Raw genomic sequence first — 15,337 nt, forward strand, 5'->3', positions numbered from 1 at the left:
GGATGCCTGCAGCAGTCAAAACTGAATGCGCCGGGGTCATTGGCGATGATCAGCGCAGCCCGCCTATGAACCCGGCACTACGTTTTTTCTTCTCAGCATCTCAATCAGGTCGCCGCGCCTGAAGGCGGCAGCGAGGCGTTGCAGGCTCAACGCCTCCTCCTTGTACAGCGCCCGCAGTGCCTTTTCAATTTTATCCGCCGCCGCAGCGTGATAGGCTTCACCCTTGCTTTCGATCAGTCTGCGGGACTCGTCAAATTTTGTATGATCAAGCTGCGCAAGCTGAATTTTCAAGTCGGCCAGCAGCAGATCGCCCATGATCATCGCGGCAAAACAGGATGCGTAGCGGATGAAGTCAGGCGCGTCATCCGCAGGCCGCTTGCGTTTGTTTTCCGCGATTCTGAAGAGCAGCACAGCGGCAATCACCTGCGCTCCGTTCAAATCAGCAGTGAAAATGATGTCATAGAGCTTGCCGAAATGCTCTCCTGTTTTAAATTTGGCTTGCTGCGGACGGTGCCGCCAGATGGACAAGACGGCCTCGGCGGCGGTCGCGCTGCTGATGTCCGTGCTTTTAGCGGCGGTTTCGCTCCGATGCCGCTTGTAGCTGTAGCCAAGCTGCTCTATCGACAGAACTAAATTCCGCTGCCGGTCGTCATTGGAACGCAGGTCGCGGAGGTCAACAGGGTTCTGGCTGTTGGTCGCATAGGTGATGTTCCGCACCAAGTCGTCCTCGCTTTTTTTGTCCTCGCGCTCCTTGGGCAGCTCATAAATTCTGACCAGCACAGCCGCCTTCGACGTGGTGATCATGCTAGCATTCAAAGTCCGCTGAATGGTCTTGCAGGTCTGCCCGCCATTGATGATCTGCATTCCTGACAGCTTCACCGACCAGTTTTCGCCCTGCAAGGCGTTGTGCTGAAATTGATTGCAGGTCAGAGTGATGCCGTTGTTGTAAAAATAAAAATTCGTCTGCTCTTGCGTATTTTTCAAAGTGCTGGCAATGCCTTCGTTGACACGGTTGCCTTGCAGTCCAAGATAGCGGCGAATGTTTCTCTCCAGCAGGCGGTCTCCATGCCGGTCAAAGAGGGCCGCAAGCTCGGCGACAGCGATTTTTCCCACCAGAACACGACGGAAATCATATTCCTCAACAATGGCTTTGCCGGTGAGGCGAAGCGTGTCATCCACTGGTTTCAGCGATTTGATGATGGAGACCAAACTGTCATGGTTGACATGCTCGAAGAGCACCTGTTCGCCGAATCCGGCATTGTCAATCAGATTTTGAGCCTCTTTATTCCAGATCAGACCGTTGTTGCAGGCGATGATCCTGACCTGCGGCAGGTAGCCGTCAGAGACCAGCGAACGGATTGATTCTATTTTTGTCTCCAGATTGCGATTGACGGTGATTTTTTTGTACGGGTCAAACAGTGTTCCCGCCGCCTGAATCAGCTTTTCAATCCCTGTTTGCGGAAAATTTGATGTTCCATCAAAATCTGTTTTATATTTCCCTTGAAACAAGGTGACACCAAACTCCCCGTCCTGAACTTCGCCGACTTCAACGGCATCAACGCCGAAATCTCCGCCGCCTTCGGTCAGGCATTCAACCGCCTCGTCCTCATTCAGGTCAAGCACTGTCTTCACAGAAAAAGCGACAAAGGCCGCTGACCGCAGCTTTGCCTCGTCGTTTTTACAATTCGCCTTCTCCATGATCGCCGTTTTCTGACGTTCAGCAAATGCCCGCACTTGCTGGTCAATGATGCTTGCGTTGATATTCAACATTATTTTCCCCTTTGATCAGCAGCTATTAAATACTAAGCCGCCGCCCTGTCCGCGCATTCACTTTCAGCGGCACAGCCAGCTCCATGACCGATTCCATCAGCGGCACGATGAAGTTTTGGACAGCCTCGGCCTCGCTTTCTGCGACTTCAAAGACCAGCTCGTCGTGGATTTGCAGAAGCAGCTTGGCTTGAAGCTGTCCGTTCTTCAAGACTTCATGCGCCTTGAGCATCGCCAGTTTGATGATGTCCGACGCTGTGCCTTGAATCGGCGTGTTGATGGCCGTGCGCTCGGCAAATTCGCGGCGGTTGCGGTTGGATGAGTTGATCTCTGGCAGCAGTCTGCGGCGGCCAAGCAGGGTGCTGACAAAGCCGTCCGTTTTTGCCTGCTCAATGGTCGCGTCCATAAACCGCCTGATGCCCAGATATTGCTCAAAATAACGGTCAATAAAGAGCTGGGCCTCCCGGCGGCTGATGCCGAGCTGCTCGGAAAGGCCAAAGCTCGACATGCCATAGACTATGCCGAAATTGATGCTTTTGGCAATCCGACGCATCTCCGAGGTGAGCAGCGCACGGGAGACACGGAAAATCTCCGCCGCTGTGCAGGCGTGAATGTCCTCATCTTTCCTGAACGCTTCAATCAACGCAGCATCTTGGCTGTAATGCGCCAGAACCCGGAGGTCAATCTGCGAATAATCAGCGGAGAGCAAAATCTTTCCTTCGCCTGCAACAAAGGCGGCGCGGATGCGGCGGCCCTCCTCGCTGCGGATGGGAATATTCTGCAAATTCGGATTGCTGGAACTGAGTCGTCCGGTAGCGGTGCCGCACTGATTGAAGGAGGAATGCACCCGCCCGCTGACCGAACTGACATGCTCCGGCAGCTTGTCCACATAGGTGGATTTCAGCTTGGCGAGGTTGCGGTAGCGAACAATCAGCGCGGGCAGCTCGTGCCGCCACGCCAGCTTTTCCAGCACCTGCGCGTCGGTCGAGTAGCCGGTCTTGGTCTTGCGGTCACGCGGCAGGTTCAGTTTGTCGAACAGAATCTCAGCCAATTGCTGAGGCGAGTTGATGTTGAACGGCCCGCCTGCGGCAAGGTGAATCTCTGTCTCCAGCACGGCTAACTGGGCGGAAAAATCCTCGGATAACTGGCCTAGCAGCTCCTGATCAATAAGGATGCCGCTGGCCTCCATCTCCGCCAGCACAGGAATAAGCTGGCCTTCCACCTCGGTGAAGAGCTGCCAGAGGCCGAGCCGCTCCAGCTCAGGCTGCTGCTGCAAGAACAGGCGCAGACTGCCCTGCACGTCCTCGCAGCTGTAATCCTTGGCTTTATTCAGCGGCACCCGACAGAATGCGTCCGCCGCTTTGCTCGCCTCGGTCACTTCCGTGAAACTGGTGAGCTTGAAGCCCTGCTCCAGACAAAGATCATCTAATTTGTAGGAGCGGCGATTTGGATCAAGCAGCCAGGCTCCGATCATGCTGTCCCAGAGCAGCCCGGCCAAGCGCAGGCCGCCGTTCTGCGGCGCGGCCAACACGGCGTAATCATACTTGAGATTGTGGCCGATCTTCGGCAGGCGGGCATCTGTGAGCAGCGGGCCAACGCAGTCGAGCATATCTTGACGGGATAGCTGCTCCGGCAGAAGCTGGCCAAGCGCGTCGCGGTGGCCGCAGGGCAGATACCACGCCCGCCCGATGCCAGTGCAGAGCGATAAACCGACCAGTTCGGCCAGCAGCGGATCAAGCGAGGTGGTTTCGGTGTCGATGACCAAATATTCCGCCGCGCGCAGCTCTGCCGCCAGCCGCTCCAGCTCGTCGCGGCGGCTGATGAGTTGGAAGCCTGCGGTGTCCAATCCGGCGGCAGGCACATCGCTCTTGAGCAGGCTGGTGAATTCCAGCTCGGTGAGCAGCTCGCGCAGCAGTCCGGCATCCGGCGCGGCGATGCGGTATTTCTCCAAGTCCGTTTCCACCTCGGCCTGCTCGCGGAGCCGCACCAGCTCGCGGGCAAGAAAGGCATCCTCGCGGTGCGCCAGCAGGTTGTCTTTGACCTTGGATTTCTTCATCCCGGCGGCCTGCGCGTACAGCTCCTCCAGCGTGCCGTGCTCGGCAATCAGCTTCTGCGCCGTCTTCGGCCCAACGCCCGGCACGCCCTTGATGTTGTCAGAGCTGTCGCCGATCAGGGCGAAATAATCCAGCAGCCGTGACGGCGGCAGGCCGTATTTCTCCTCCACCGCCGCCGCGTCCAAGAGCTTGTCGCTCATCGGCTCCCAGCAGGTGATGTTCTCGCCGACCAATTGCAGCAGGTCTTTGTCGCCGGAAACCACGACCACGTGGCAGCCTTGTTCAGCCAGACGCTTGGCGGCAGCGGCGATCAGATCATCCGCTTCCAAGCCCTGCTCGGCAAGGCTGAAGATTCGGTACGCCTCGGTGATCCGGCGGATGTAAGGAATCTGCACCGCCAGCTCTTCCGGCATGGCCGGACGGTTGGCCTTGTAGTCAACAGCGATTTGATGGCGGAACACCGGCCCTTTGCTGTCAAAGGCCACGGCCAGATAGTCCGGCTGCTTCTCGCGCAAAATGCGGCGGATGATGCTGATGAAGCCGAAAACCGCGTGCGTGGGCAGGCCGCCGCTGGTGTGCAGCGGCTTGACCGCATGAAAGGCGCGGTAGATGTACGCGCTGCCGTCGATAATATAGACTGTTTTGCGGGGTTGGGTATTCATCAGACTTCATCCTGTTGCAGGATATTGAGTAATATTGCTATAATGTTGTCAGTGCCGTTGATATGATCATGCGGCTTCGGCATAATAAGTGGAAATCGATGTGATCGTGATCTGTTGCCTTCGTTCATGCCGCTATAGTACACAGTTTTTCCCAACTGCGGAACTCATATTATTTGTCCCGCACAATAATCCTGCGTCGTCCGCCCGTCAACGCGCATTCTTCATTTCTTGGAACAGCTTCCAGGCCATTGCCCCTGCGGCCAGCACTCCGGCAATCAGCCCGGCCCAAAGCAGCCAGACGCGCCAAGGTATTTCCTTCTTGACCGCTAAAGCCGCATCGCCTGCCAGCACGGTCTGAGCACCGGCCTGTGCCGTCTCAATCAATGCCCCGCCGCTGACCGGCTCCACCGCCTGCAAGAGCTGCGCAACCTGCGAACGCGCAGGCTGTAATCCTGCCCGGCCATAGGCCAGACTGTACGGACCCTCGCCTTGAGCCATGAAAACGAGCTGTCCCGGCAGCCAGCCCAGCTCCAGTGATGGAGCCTTGCTGCCAGCACCGGCCTCGGTTTCCAGCCGCCAGAAGCGGTCAGTGGTTATAGGCAGGTGCAGTGCGCTGTTATCCAAATTGACTCCATTCACCAGCAGCCGCCAGGCAAGCAGCGTCGCCCGCCGCTGCCAGACCGCCTGCGCATCAGGCCGGGAATAGACCGCAAACTCGGCCAAGGAGTTCTGCTCCGGCAGGCGGATGTTGAGCTGATCGACCGGAAACAGGCCGCCGCTGCTGTAGAGCCAAGCCGCCCGGCCTGCCGCTGCGGACGCATCCGGCTGCCCGGTCAAAGTCAGCACGGTGCGGGGCTGCGTCCGCGTCTCGCTTTCATAGCCCGCCTTGACCGCGTTCAGGCTGACTCCGTCCTTGCCCGGCGGCCACGACAGGCGCAGATACTTGCCTGCCGCGCCCTGGCCCAGCTCGATCCGGTTGCGCAGCAGCTGATGACCGCCGAAGCTCAGTTCGGCCAGCGCGGCAGAGGCCGCAGGCTGCCAGGAGTTCAGGTCGTCGCTGCTGTCCACCTGCACCGAGACCGAGAACTGGCCGCTCTGCCCTTGCCAGGCCAGCTCCAGCCAGTCCGGGCGGCGCTTCAAAGCAGAGATGTCAATGAGATAGGCGGCGACTGCCTGGGCAGGCTGTTCCGGCCCGGCGGCGCTGATGGCGATCAACGCGCCATTGCTGCCGATGGCGATGCCCAAGCCTGCGTTCTGCGCTCTGCCCGCAGGCGCGGCGAGCGGAAAGAAGGGCAGGGCATGGGCGGGACGAGCTTCCTGCTCCGGCTTAGGCTGGCGGAGCAGATGCGGCACCGGGCCGTGGGCGTTGAAGACGCGCAGGTCGCCGAGATCAGGCCGGGCGCAGCCTTTGTACACCTCTGCGGGCAGGGTCAGGCTGTACATGGCGTTTTTGCCACTGACGGCCAGCTCCATGCCGTAAGCGAAGTCCTCGCGGAGCAGAGGCTGCGCTTCCTCAGCAGCGCGGCAGGGAACAGCGGCCAGCAGCATGAGCAATATAAGCAGGCGGTTCATTTGGATTCCTCCTTCTTCGGCGGCAGCGGCGAGAAGTAGCTGATGACGATAACTAAGAGGCCGACAGAGATGAAGGAGACGATGCGCTCCACAGCACCGCTGTTGGCCAGATCAATCAGGAAGAGTTTCAGCACAGTGGCTCCAATCAGCGTGCAGCCCGCGAACCAGACGGTCCGGCTCTGCTTGCGGTCGGCGGCGATCATCAGCGCGAGCGAGAGCAAGGCCCAGAGGATGGCCAGCGAGGTCTGATAGAGGCGGGAATCCAGCATTGCGTCCGCAGCAAAGGGCACAGCAGCGAGGTGATGCACTGCACGGGCCAGTGCTGTGTTCAGCCAGAGGAAGGCCGTGCCTGCGCCGAGCGCGGGCAGCAGCTCTTCAGGCAGCTTGGCGGCAGCACGGTGCCGCAGCATCCACCAGGCCAGCACGAGCAGCACAGCTATCTGGCTTACTTCCAGCGGATTGAGCAGGGGAATAAACGGCAGCGGGGCAGCGTTGCCCGGATTGCCGAAGCTGCTGCTGATCAGCCAGAGCCAGAGCTGAACAGCCAAGAGGCCAGCGGCCTGCCGCTGATAGACCGCAGCGTATTCCGTCAGCGGCCAGCGTTTCTCCAGCCAGCGGTTGTGCGCCAGCAGAATCATGCCTGCCGGAATCAGGCCCCAGACGATCTGGTGCCAAACGCCTTCCCCGCCGGTGAACTTGCTCACCGCCTGACTTGTCTCCAGGCAGACTATGAAGGCCAGCAGCAGGAAGCTGAGAATGTGGCTGGCGGACAGACAGCGTGCGCGGATCAGGCCATGCCCCTGCCGCAGACTGTCATGCAGGAGCAGAAAGACCAGCAGCCAAAAGACCGGCAGGATCCCTGCGCTCATGATGATTTTCCACATCATGTAACCGGGCAGAACAAGGCTGGGCCATGCGGCGGTCTTCCAGCGCAGCCGCGCGGCCAGACGGGCGAGCGCGGCGCAGCTGAGGGCGGCGAAAAGCAGACACAAGTTATCTTCAGCGGCAAAGCTGAAGCAGCGGTCAATTTCAGCCAATCCGCCGCAGAACCACCAGAAGCAGCCCCAGAAGAAAAGCGGCAGGTGATTCCACTTCTCGCAGCGGCGGAGATTGTCGGCCTTATAAAGCTGCCAAGAGGCGAAGAGCGCGGACACTGCAATGATCACTGCGCCGAGATAATTGCCGTTGAGCAGCGGGAGATCCGAGGCGGAGTAATCCCGCTGACTGAGATCCGCCAGAAAAAACACGCCGGCCCCGAACTGAAGCAGGAAGCCGCTGCTGCGGGCGAGGAAGCGGTTCTGCCGGATGCCGACCCAGACCAAGGCCGCGCCTTCCATCGCCCAAGTCACCGCAACCCAGCGTCCGCTCAGGGCCAGCGGCACAGCCAATGTGACAAAGACCACGCCAAGCGCGAGGAAGGCTTCGGTCATGGTGCGCATTCCTTGGCGCAGCCGCTCGTTGCCGCGATTCCACAGCCACCGCGCCAGCACGATGTAGAAGAGGCTCACGGCCAATGCGCTGTAGGCCAGGCCGTGCGGCATGTCCTGCACCATGCCCGCTTGCAGGGAGAAGCAGACCACTGGCGTGCCAAAGACCAAAGTGCCGTCCACATAGCCGCGCAGATTCGGCGGCTGGCGGAAGGCGAAGAGCACGCCAATGGCGTTGAACATGAGGAAGAAGAGAATCAGGAACGGCTCGGCGGTGGCGAAATGCTGGGGCTGGTAGCTGTTCAGGCCCCACATTGAGCCGATGCCGAGCGTGAAAATGAAGCCGAGCAGGTTCAGGCTGCGCCAGGCTTTGAACCACGAGACCGCGAGAATGCCGGAGTTGAGCAGGGCGTAGTAGCTGAAAAGCGCGACGTGATTGCCGCTGCCTGTGGAGAGCAGCACCGGGGCCAAGAAGCCGCCAGCCGCGCCGAATTGGGCGAGCGGGCTGGAGTTTTGCAGCAGGGCAAGGGCCGTGGATGTGACAACCAAGCCGAGCATGACTGCGAAGGCCAGCGGCGAAGGCAGCAGGTGATAGAGCTTGAAGGCGGCGAAGACGGTCAGGTACATGATGCCGATGCCGCCGCCTTGCAGCAGCAGGGCAAAGCCGGGCCGCGCCTGCCTTTGCCGCCAGCCGAAGCCGAGCAGGGCCAGTCCGCCCAACGCCACGCCGAGCAGCCGCATTTCCAGGGAGATGACGTTGCGGTCAGCAGCGTATTTGAGCAGGAAGGCCACGCCGAAGAAGAGCACCAGCAGGCCGACGCGGAGCACCACATTGCCTTCGGTGAAAAAGGCGGTGATCTTGGCGTGCAGGCGGTCTTCCAAGGACGGCGGTGCCAACTTGATCTCGCTGCGCACGGCTGCCGGAGCAGGTGCGGGCCGAGCTTCCTTGCGCTCCTCTCGGCGCGGCGGCGAAGTGACCGGTTGCAGCTCTTGGACAGGCTGTTCCGCAGCCGCTTCCGGCTGCTCCTCGACCAAGGCTTCAATATCCCGCAGCCGCCGCTCCAAGCCCTCGATCTTCGCGCTTTGGCGGAAACTCCGCGCCAGCAGCCAGCCGAAGAGCATTCCAGCCAGCCAGCCGCCTGTATGACGGAGCAGCCCTGCGCCTCCCAGAATGCCGCCGATGATGATGCCGATAACAGCAGATGCGTTCATGAATTTTAACTAAGCAATATATTTAATTCTTGCGTTGAGTGGCTGCACCAAGCATGTGCTTGAAGTAGGGGCGAAAAATTTTTCGCCCCTACTTTCTCGGCGCAGGCTGCGGCTCGTCCCGGCTCCGCCAAGGCCGCCCGGCGCTGAAGAGTTTTTCCAAGCAGGAGGTGGAAAAGTGGTTCAGGCGGGGGGAGAACCAGAAGATTTCATGACACCCAATTTTCCAGCCGCAGTCCCGCAACCCGCTCGAATTCACGCAGGTTGTTGGTGACCAGCGTCAGTCCCTCGCTGCGGGCATGACCGGCAATGTGCAGATCATTCACGCCGATGGTTGTGCCACGGCGTTCCAAATCAGCGCGAATATTCCCATAATGCAAGGCAGCTTTTCTGCCGTAGTCCAACACCTCCAAACGGGAGGTGAAGTCCTCGACCTGCCGCAGGTTGTGTTCCGGCCTGCTGCTTTTCTCCGCGCCGTGCATCAGCTCGGCAAAGGTGATGGAGCTGATGCACATCTGCCCGGCGCAGCGGTTGAATGTCTCAGAAATTTCGAGAGGCCGCCGCTTGATGACATAAATGACGATGTTGGTGTCAAGCATGTATTTCAACATCAGAACGCTTCCCTTTCCTGCTGCTCCTGCGCAGCACGTTCTGTCATGAAATCATCTGTGACGTTCTCGCCAGAGTGAAAGAAGCTGTCCCATGTGCTTTCAACTGGCGACAGAACCCGATCTTTTCCTGAGACGCGGACAGTCACTTTTTTGACGTGGTCTGGAAAACGGGTTTCCGCAGGCAGGCGGACAGCTTGGGTGCGGTTGTTGGAAAAAATTGAGCCGGTGCGCATAAAAACCTCCTTGTGTATACTGACAGTATATAGCGCAAGCGCAGCAACAGGCAAGGGGATTCATTCCGGCCCGGCTGCCGCACGGGCCGGGCCGGACCTGCTTTACTTGCCCTGCTGACCTGGGAGGAGGAGCCGGAAGCCCAAGAAGGTGCTGCGGAAGCCCGGCGTGCCCCAGTAGCGGTCCGCCGCCCGCACGTTCTCGGGCGCGTCGGACCAGCTACCGCCGCGAAACAAGCGGTACGAGCCTTTCTCAGGCCCAGTCGGATTGTCCTTAGGGCTGACGGCATAATATTTGCCGTCGTACCAATCAGCGCACCACTCCCAGACATTGCCAAGCATGTCGTGCAGACCAAAAGCGTTGGCCTCTTTCTCACCCACAGGATGGGTGCCGCTGCTGATGTTGCGGTACCACGCCACAACATCCAGATCGTATATCCCAGAGCCGCCCGCCCGGCAGGCATATTCCCACTCCGCTTCTGTAGGCAGACGATATGCTTTGCCAGACCGCTGATTCAGCTTCTTGATAAAGTCCTGCGCGTCATCCCACGAGACCTGCTCCACTGGATACGTGCCGCCCTTCTTAAAATAAGAAGGATTTTCGCCCATGATCTTCCGCCACTGCTCCTGCGTTACTGGATATTTTCCCATCCAAAAAGCATCCACGCAGACTTCATGCACCGGCTTTTCATTAGCATCTTCATCTGACCCCATCATGAAGCAGCCAGCAGGGATATAAACAAATTGCATCCCGGTGCCAGCATTGGTCATTGTGTCGCCCCGCTTTGGCAAGGACAGCGCAGGCGATTCCTGCTTGGCTTCAGCTTGCGGCTTCAAATTGTCCGTCTTTTTCGCCGCCGCTGCGCAGTCAAGGCAGCGCAAGTCCATCCACTGCTCCATGAAATCAGCCTTGCCGAGCTTGCTGCCCATAAGCTGCTCAATCAGGCCTATGCGCTGCTGTTCCCTGTCAGCTAGCTTTTTCTTCGGCAGACGCAGCACCCGCGCCGCCTCATGCGCAACCCGGCTGGTGAGCAGGCCGTCCGCCGCCAAGCGGTGCAGGCTGCGCTCCATCTCCTGCCGCCGCTGCTCGTGCAGGGCATTGCCGCTCTTGGCAATAATCATCCTGCCTCTGGCATTGATGTCCCACTTCATCGGCTCCTGCGCGCCTTCCGCCTGCACTTTCTCATAAACATGCTGGTATAGCTCGTGGATGTCTATTTCACCATCCTCATCTCTGTCCGCCTCGCCGCTGCGGATGCCGTCCACCAAATGTTTGGTGAAAAGAGCGAGCGAGTCGCCCTCCTTCTCCACCGCCACCTGAATATTGGTCGAGGCGGTCATGATGAAGGTGCCTTGGCCTTTCGCCATGATCTGGAGCTGCTCATCCACGCCGCCTTTAAACTCCTCCCCAATTGCGCCACTATAGCAGCAATCGAGGATGAGAATTTTTCTCTGCACGTTGGAATGCTCGAAGAACGACGTGATCATTGACGCAGGAATAGAGGTAGAGCCAAGTTTCTTTGGCTTGGTATTAACGGTTGCAAGACAGAGCTTGCCTGAAGGATTGAGCTTGCCGTGCCCAGAAAAATAAATGAGCACCAGATCATCCTTGCCCGCCTCAGCCAAGACGGTTTCAAGCTGCTCCAGCACCTCATGACTGGGCTTGTTCTTGAAAACAAGTGTCTCAGCAAACTGCCCGAAGTCCGGCGAGGACAGCACTTCGTTGAGCGCGTCAACGTCGTTTTCCGGGCAGCGCAGCTCAGTCAGGCCCGGCTCTTCCGGGTATCTGCTGCTGGCAATGAGGATGGCGTAGCGTTTGTTGGCCATGTCATTCACACGGGGTTATAGTAGTAGGGGCGAAAAATTTTTCGCCCCTACGCCCCTTATTTTTGTTCACAAAGCTGCTTCACCGCCTGCATGGTCTGGGCGATCTGCTCCGGGCTGAAATGCTCGGCTTCAATTTTCAGCTCCCGGCCATCCGCTGTTTTAACCTCAAAGCGCAACGTCGGCTTGCGCTCAACGTAGGATTTCAGCACCTGAAACAAGGCCTCAACTGCGGGGGAACTCAGCGCGGCCAAGATGATTGCCCCGATGGTGACGGCATCACCTTTCGCGCCTGCGCCGCTGCGCTCTTCCGGCAGCGTTGCTGTCAAATCAGTTTCTTGGTTAATGCTGCGCAGCAGCCTGGCCGTCAAACTCTGAAGGTCTTCCGCCGCCATCCCGCTGTCATGCAAAGAAAGTGTTGCGTCCATGAACCGCCCCTTATCGTGAAAAAAAATTGTGAGCCGCTTCCGCCACCGCATCCGCTCCGCAGCTTGACTTCATTCGCCCGCATCAGGTAATATCTCTGCACCTTTCTTTACGTTGCAGTATGCAGCCTGTCAACACAAAACGCCAGCATCTTCTATTGGAACACCATGCTTACAATCAACGAACATTATCTGAAGCTCCAGGCTTCGTACCTCTTTGCCGACATCGCCCGCCGTGTGGCCGCCTTTCAGCAGGCCAACCCGGACAAAAGCATCATCCGTCTCGGCATCGGCGATGTGACCAAAGCATTGCCGCAAGCCTGCGGCGCCGCCTTTCACAAGGCTGTGGACGAGATGGCGGCAGACAGCAGTTTCCGGGGCTATGGCCCGGAGCAGGGCTACGCTTTCCTGCGCGAGGCCATTGCCAAAAACGACTTTCAGGCTCGCGGAGCGGCAATCAGTGCTGATGAAATCTTCATTTCCGACGGAGCGAAATGCGACACCGGCAACATCCAGGAGCTGTTCAGCACCGATGCGCGGGTGGCTCTTCCTGACCCGGTTTATCCAGTTTATCTCGACACCAACGTCATGGCCGGGCGCACCGGCGCGTTTGCCGATGGCCGCTATCAGGGGCTGGTCTATTTGGATTCCACAGCGGAAAACAACTATGTGCCTGCTTTGCCGCAAGAGCCGGTGGATTTGATCTATCTCTGCTTCCCTAACAACCCGACCGGCGCAACGGTCAGCAAGGCCGAGCTGCAAACCTGGGTGGACTATGCCAAAAAGAACAAAGCCTTGATCCTCTTTGACGCGGCCTACGAGGCCTTCATCCGCGATGAGTCGCTGCCGCATTCCATTTATGAGATCGAAGGAGCGCGGGAAGTGGCGATTGAGTTCCGCTCCTTCTCGAAAAGCGCAGGCTTCACCGGCACCCGCTGCGCGTACACGGTGGTGCCGAAAGAATGCGCGGCTTATGACAGCGCAGGCAATAAGCAGCTCATTCATCCGCTCTGGAACCGCCGCCATTGCACCAAGTTCAACGGCGTTTCTTATCCAGTGCAGCGGGCCGCCGAGGCTGTGTATTCGGACGAAGGCAAGGCCCAGTGCAAGGCACTGATCAGCGGCTATCTGGAGAATGCTGACCTGATCGCGGCGGCGATGAACGACTTGGGCTATGCCTATGTTGGCGCGGCCAATGCGCCGTATGTCTGGATACGCTGCGGGCGCGACTCATGGGAATTCTTCGACATGCTGCTGAACAAGGCGGGCGTGGTCTGCACGCCGGGCGCAGGCTTCGGCAAATGCGGGCAGGGCTACATCCGCCTTTCCGCCTTCAACTCCCGCGAGAACGTGGTGAAGGCGATAGAGCGGATCAAAGCGGCCTTGGCGTGAGTAAAGAGCGGCATTTTTGCCTCTCGCCACAGACGTAGCCAAGATGTCAGGCTGCGTCTGCGGCTTGTTGCGGGGCTGGAAAGTGTCTATAATAAACAAATATTATCATTTTATGATTAACAATGGAATTTGTTGAGAAAATAAATATAGAGTTGAAACCTTGGATTGATAACAGGCTGCATACAACAGTTCTTGATCTTTTTGCAGGCTGCGGAGGCTTGTCGCTTGGTTTTGAAGCGCATGGCTTTAGAACCATTGCCTATGAAATGGATGAATATGCCGCAGAAACATACAATCGCAACTTGCTTGGCAAATGCGTTCAAGAAACATTGACTGTTGATTCTGTGTATCCAAAGGCAGACATCGTCATTGGCGGGCCACCATGTCAACCATTCAGCGTAGGAGGCAAACAGCTTGGCTTGCAAGATGCGCGGGATGGCTTTCCGATCTTTTTGGCAGCCGTCAAGCAGCTTGAGCCGGAAGTTGTGCTCTTTGAAAATGTGAGGGGGATGTTGTACAAAAATAAATGGTATCTGCATGAAGTTGTCAATGCTCTTGAAAAATTTGGCTATTATATTAGATATTCATTGCTCAATGCGGTTGATTATGAAGTTCCGCAAAACAGGGAGCGGGTAATCGTTATCGGAGCAAAACAGAAAATCAACCTGCCGAAAAAAGCGAATAAACGAATTGCTGCTGGGCAGGCATTGGGAGAATTGGCCTTGCAGCATGATGATTCCTCAAAATTCCTGACAGAATCTATGGATCAGTATGTTGCCAAATACGAAAAAGCCTCGAAGTGCGTCACGCCGAGAGATTTGCATTTGAATAAACCAGCCCGGACGTTGACATGCAGAAATCTGGCCGGTTCAACCGGCGACATGCACAGAATCCGCTTGCAGGATGGCAGAAGAAGGCGGTTGACCGTGCGTGAAGCGGCCCGGCTGCAAAGTTTCCCTGATTGGTTTGAATTTGCCGGAAACGAAACGCAGCAGTTTAATCAAATTGGCAATGCGGTCGCTCCGTATTTCGCGTATCATCTGGCGCGGCAGGTTAAAAAGTATCTGCTCGGCAATGCGGAAAACAGCTCTTCCTTGAGAGATGCTCGGCAACTCAATTTGTTTGCACATGAAACAATATATCAATCCAGAACAGTCAAAAACATTTAACGAAAAGACAGCCGAGACACAGCAGTTGATCAACACGGTTCTCTGTATGCTTGAATGTTTTGGAGTACCGTTGAATACAACGCCTCGGCGGCTTGAAAGAATAGCTATGGCGTTCTTGGCCAGCGGCGATATCAAATCATTTTCTGATTTGAAAAATGCAAAAGACCTAAATAGCGGCTACGCTCTCAAAACACGAGACATCATCAACTTTGTCAACCTTCACTTTAACGAAAAGATAAGCTCCGGCTCTTACGATGACATACGGCGGAATGATTTAAAATTGTTGGTTCTGGCCGGGGTAGTTTTGCAGTCGAATCCAAACTCGGCAACAAATGATTCGACTCGCGGATATTCCCTTAATCCAAGTTACGCTGATCTTATCAGGACATTTGGCGCAGAAGATTGGCGAAAGCAAGTTACGCAGCGTCTTGGAAACATCGAATTATTGCATTCAAAGCTGAAACGTGAAAGAAAGATTGAAAAAATTGATGTGCTGCTTCCGTCAGGAAGCAAACTTTCTTTCTCGCCGGGAGAACATAATAATTTGCAGAAATGCATTATTGAAGAACTTCTGCCAAGATATGGCTACGGCGCAGAAGTGCTTTATGTCGGCGACACCTCTGATAAATATTTGCACTTGGACAAAGAGCGGCTGGAACAGCTAAATTTCTTTGAGCTTGCTCATGATGAGTTGCCTGATATTATTGCGTATTCCGAGAAGAAGAATTGGCTGTATCTGATCGAAGCAGTTCATGCTTCCGGGCCTATTTCTGAAATCAGATTGTTGCAGCTCAAACAGCTCACTCAACATTGCACTGCGGACATTGTTTATATCACAGCTTTCCTCAACAAACAGAAATTTCGGCAATTCATCGCAGAAATAGCGTGGGAAACAGAGGTGTGGATAGCTGAGAATCCAGATCACTTAGTGCATTTCAACGGAGAAAAATTCCTTGGCCCGTACAAGGGATAGTTTTTCAATCTTTCTGAGAGAC

The 15,337-nt window shown here is 56.8% G+C and carries 11 protein-coding genes; 3 read left to right on the forward strand and 8 right to left on the reverse strand.

Annotated features, from left to right (window positions below):
- Window positions 1-63 precede the first annotated feature (63 nt).
- The 8 genes from ACNKH6_RS09750 to ACNKH6_RS09785 form a co-directional block, all read right to left on the reverse strand.
- On the reverse strand, window positions 64-1,767 hold the full coding sequence (locus tag ACNKH6_RS09750; RefSeq protein ID WP_417915518.1) for an AIPR family protein: 1,704 nt from the start codon (window positions 1,765-1,767) through the stop codon (window positions 64-66).
- A 28-nt stretch (window positions 1,768-1,795) separates the two neighbouring features.
- The gene (gene polA, locus ACNKH6_RS09755) at window positions 1,796-4,483 is read right to left on the reverse strand and encodes a DNA polymerase I (protein WP_417915368.1); all 2,688 of its coding nucleotides are present in this window, start codon (window positions 4,481-4,483) and stop codon (window positions 1,796-1,798) included.
- A 207-nt stretch (window positions 4,484-4,690) separates the two neighbouring features.
- Window positions 4,691-6,055 carry a DUF3999 domain-containing protein gene (locus ACNKH6_RS09760; protein ID WP_417915369.1) on the reverse strand — a complete coding sequence of 455 codons (1,365 nt, stop codon included), beginning with the start codon at window positions 6,053-6,055 and terminating at the stop codon, window positions 4,691-4,693.
- Complete coding sequence (locus ACNKH6_RS09765; protein ID WP_417915370.1) at window positions 6,052-8,694, reverse strand: DUF2339 domain-containing protein; 2,643 nt, start codon at window positions 8,692-8,694, stop codon at window positions 6,052-6,054. Before ACNKH6_RS09765 ends, ACNKH6_RS09760 begins: the two co-directional genes overlap by 4 nt.
- 206 nt (window positions 8,695-8,900) lie before the next feature.
- Window positions 8,901-9,302, reverse strand: coding sequence for a type II toxin-antitoxin system tRNA(fMet)-specific endonuclease VapC (vapC, locus tag ACNKH6_RS09770; protein WP_417915371.1), 402 nt, complete (start codon window positions 9,300-9,302; stop codon window positions 8,901-8,903).
- On the reverse strand, window positions 9,302-9,535 hold the full coding sequence (gene vapB / locus ACNKH6_RS09775; protein WP_417915372.1) for a type II toxin-antitoxin system VapB family antitoxin: 234 nt from the start codon (window positions 9,533-9,535) through the stop codon (window positions 9,302-9,304). Before vapB ends, vapC begins: the two co-directional genes overlap by 1 nt.
- A 102-nt stretch (window positions 9,536-9,637) precedes the next feature.
- Window positions 9,638-11,359 carry a caspase, EACC1-associated type gene (locus ACNKH6_RS09780; protein WP_417915373.1) on the reverse strand — a complete coding sequence of 574 codons (1,722 nt, stop codon included), beginning with the start codon at window positions 11,357-11,359 and terminating at the stop codon, window positions 9,638-9,640.
- A gap of 56 nt (window positions 11,360-11,415) precedes the next feature.
- Complete coding sequence (locus ACNKH6_RS09785; RefSeq protein WP_417915374.1) at window positions 11,416-11,784, reverse strand: effector-associated constant component EACC1; 369 nt, start codon at window positions 11,782-11,784, stop codon at window positions 11,416-11,418.
- Window positions 11,785-11,949: 165 nt separating this feature from the next.
- Between ACNKH6_RS09785 and ACNKH6_RS09790 the strand changes: the two genes are divergently transcribed.
- From ACNKH6_RS09790 to ACNKH6_RS09800, 3 genes are all read left to right on the forward strand, one after another.
- Entirely contained in the window at window positions 11,950-13,173 is a 1,224-nt protein-coding gene (locus ACNKH6_RS09790; RefSeq protein WP_417915375.1) for an LL-diaminopimelate aminotransferase, read from the forward strand.
- Window positions 13,174-13,295: 122 nt separating this feature from the next.
- Entirely contained in the window at window positions 13,296-14,342 is a 1,047-nt protein-coding gene (locus ACNKH6_RS09795; protein WP_417915376.1) for a DNA cytosine methyltransferase, read from the forward strand.
- Window positions 14,302-15,315 (forward strand): BsuBI/PstI family type II restriction endonuclease, encoded by a 1,014-nt coding sequence (locus tag ACNKH6_RS09800; protein ID WP_417915377.1) that lies wholly within the window; start codon window positions 14,302-14,304, stop codon window positions 15,313-15,315. Before ACNKH6_RS09795 ends, ACNKH6_RS09800 begins: the two co-directional genes overlap by 41 nt.
- The last annotated feature ends 22 nt before the right edge of the window (window positions 15,316-15,337 follow it).

The organism is Candidatus Electronema sp. JM (genome assembly GCF_048287415.1).
Taxonomy (GTDB): Bacteria; Desulfobacterota; Desulfobulbia; order Desulfobulbales; family Desulfobulbaceae; genus Electronema.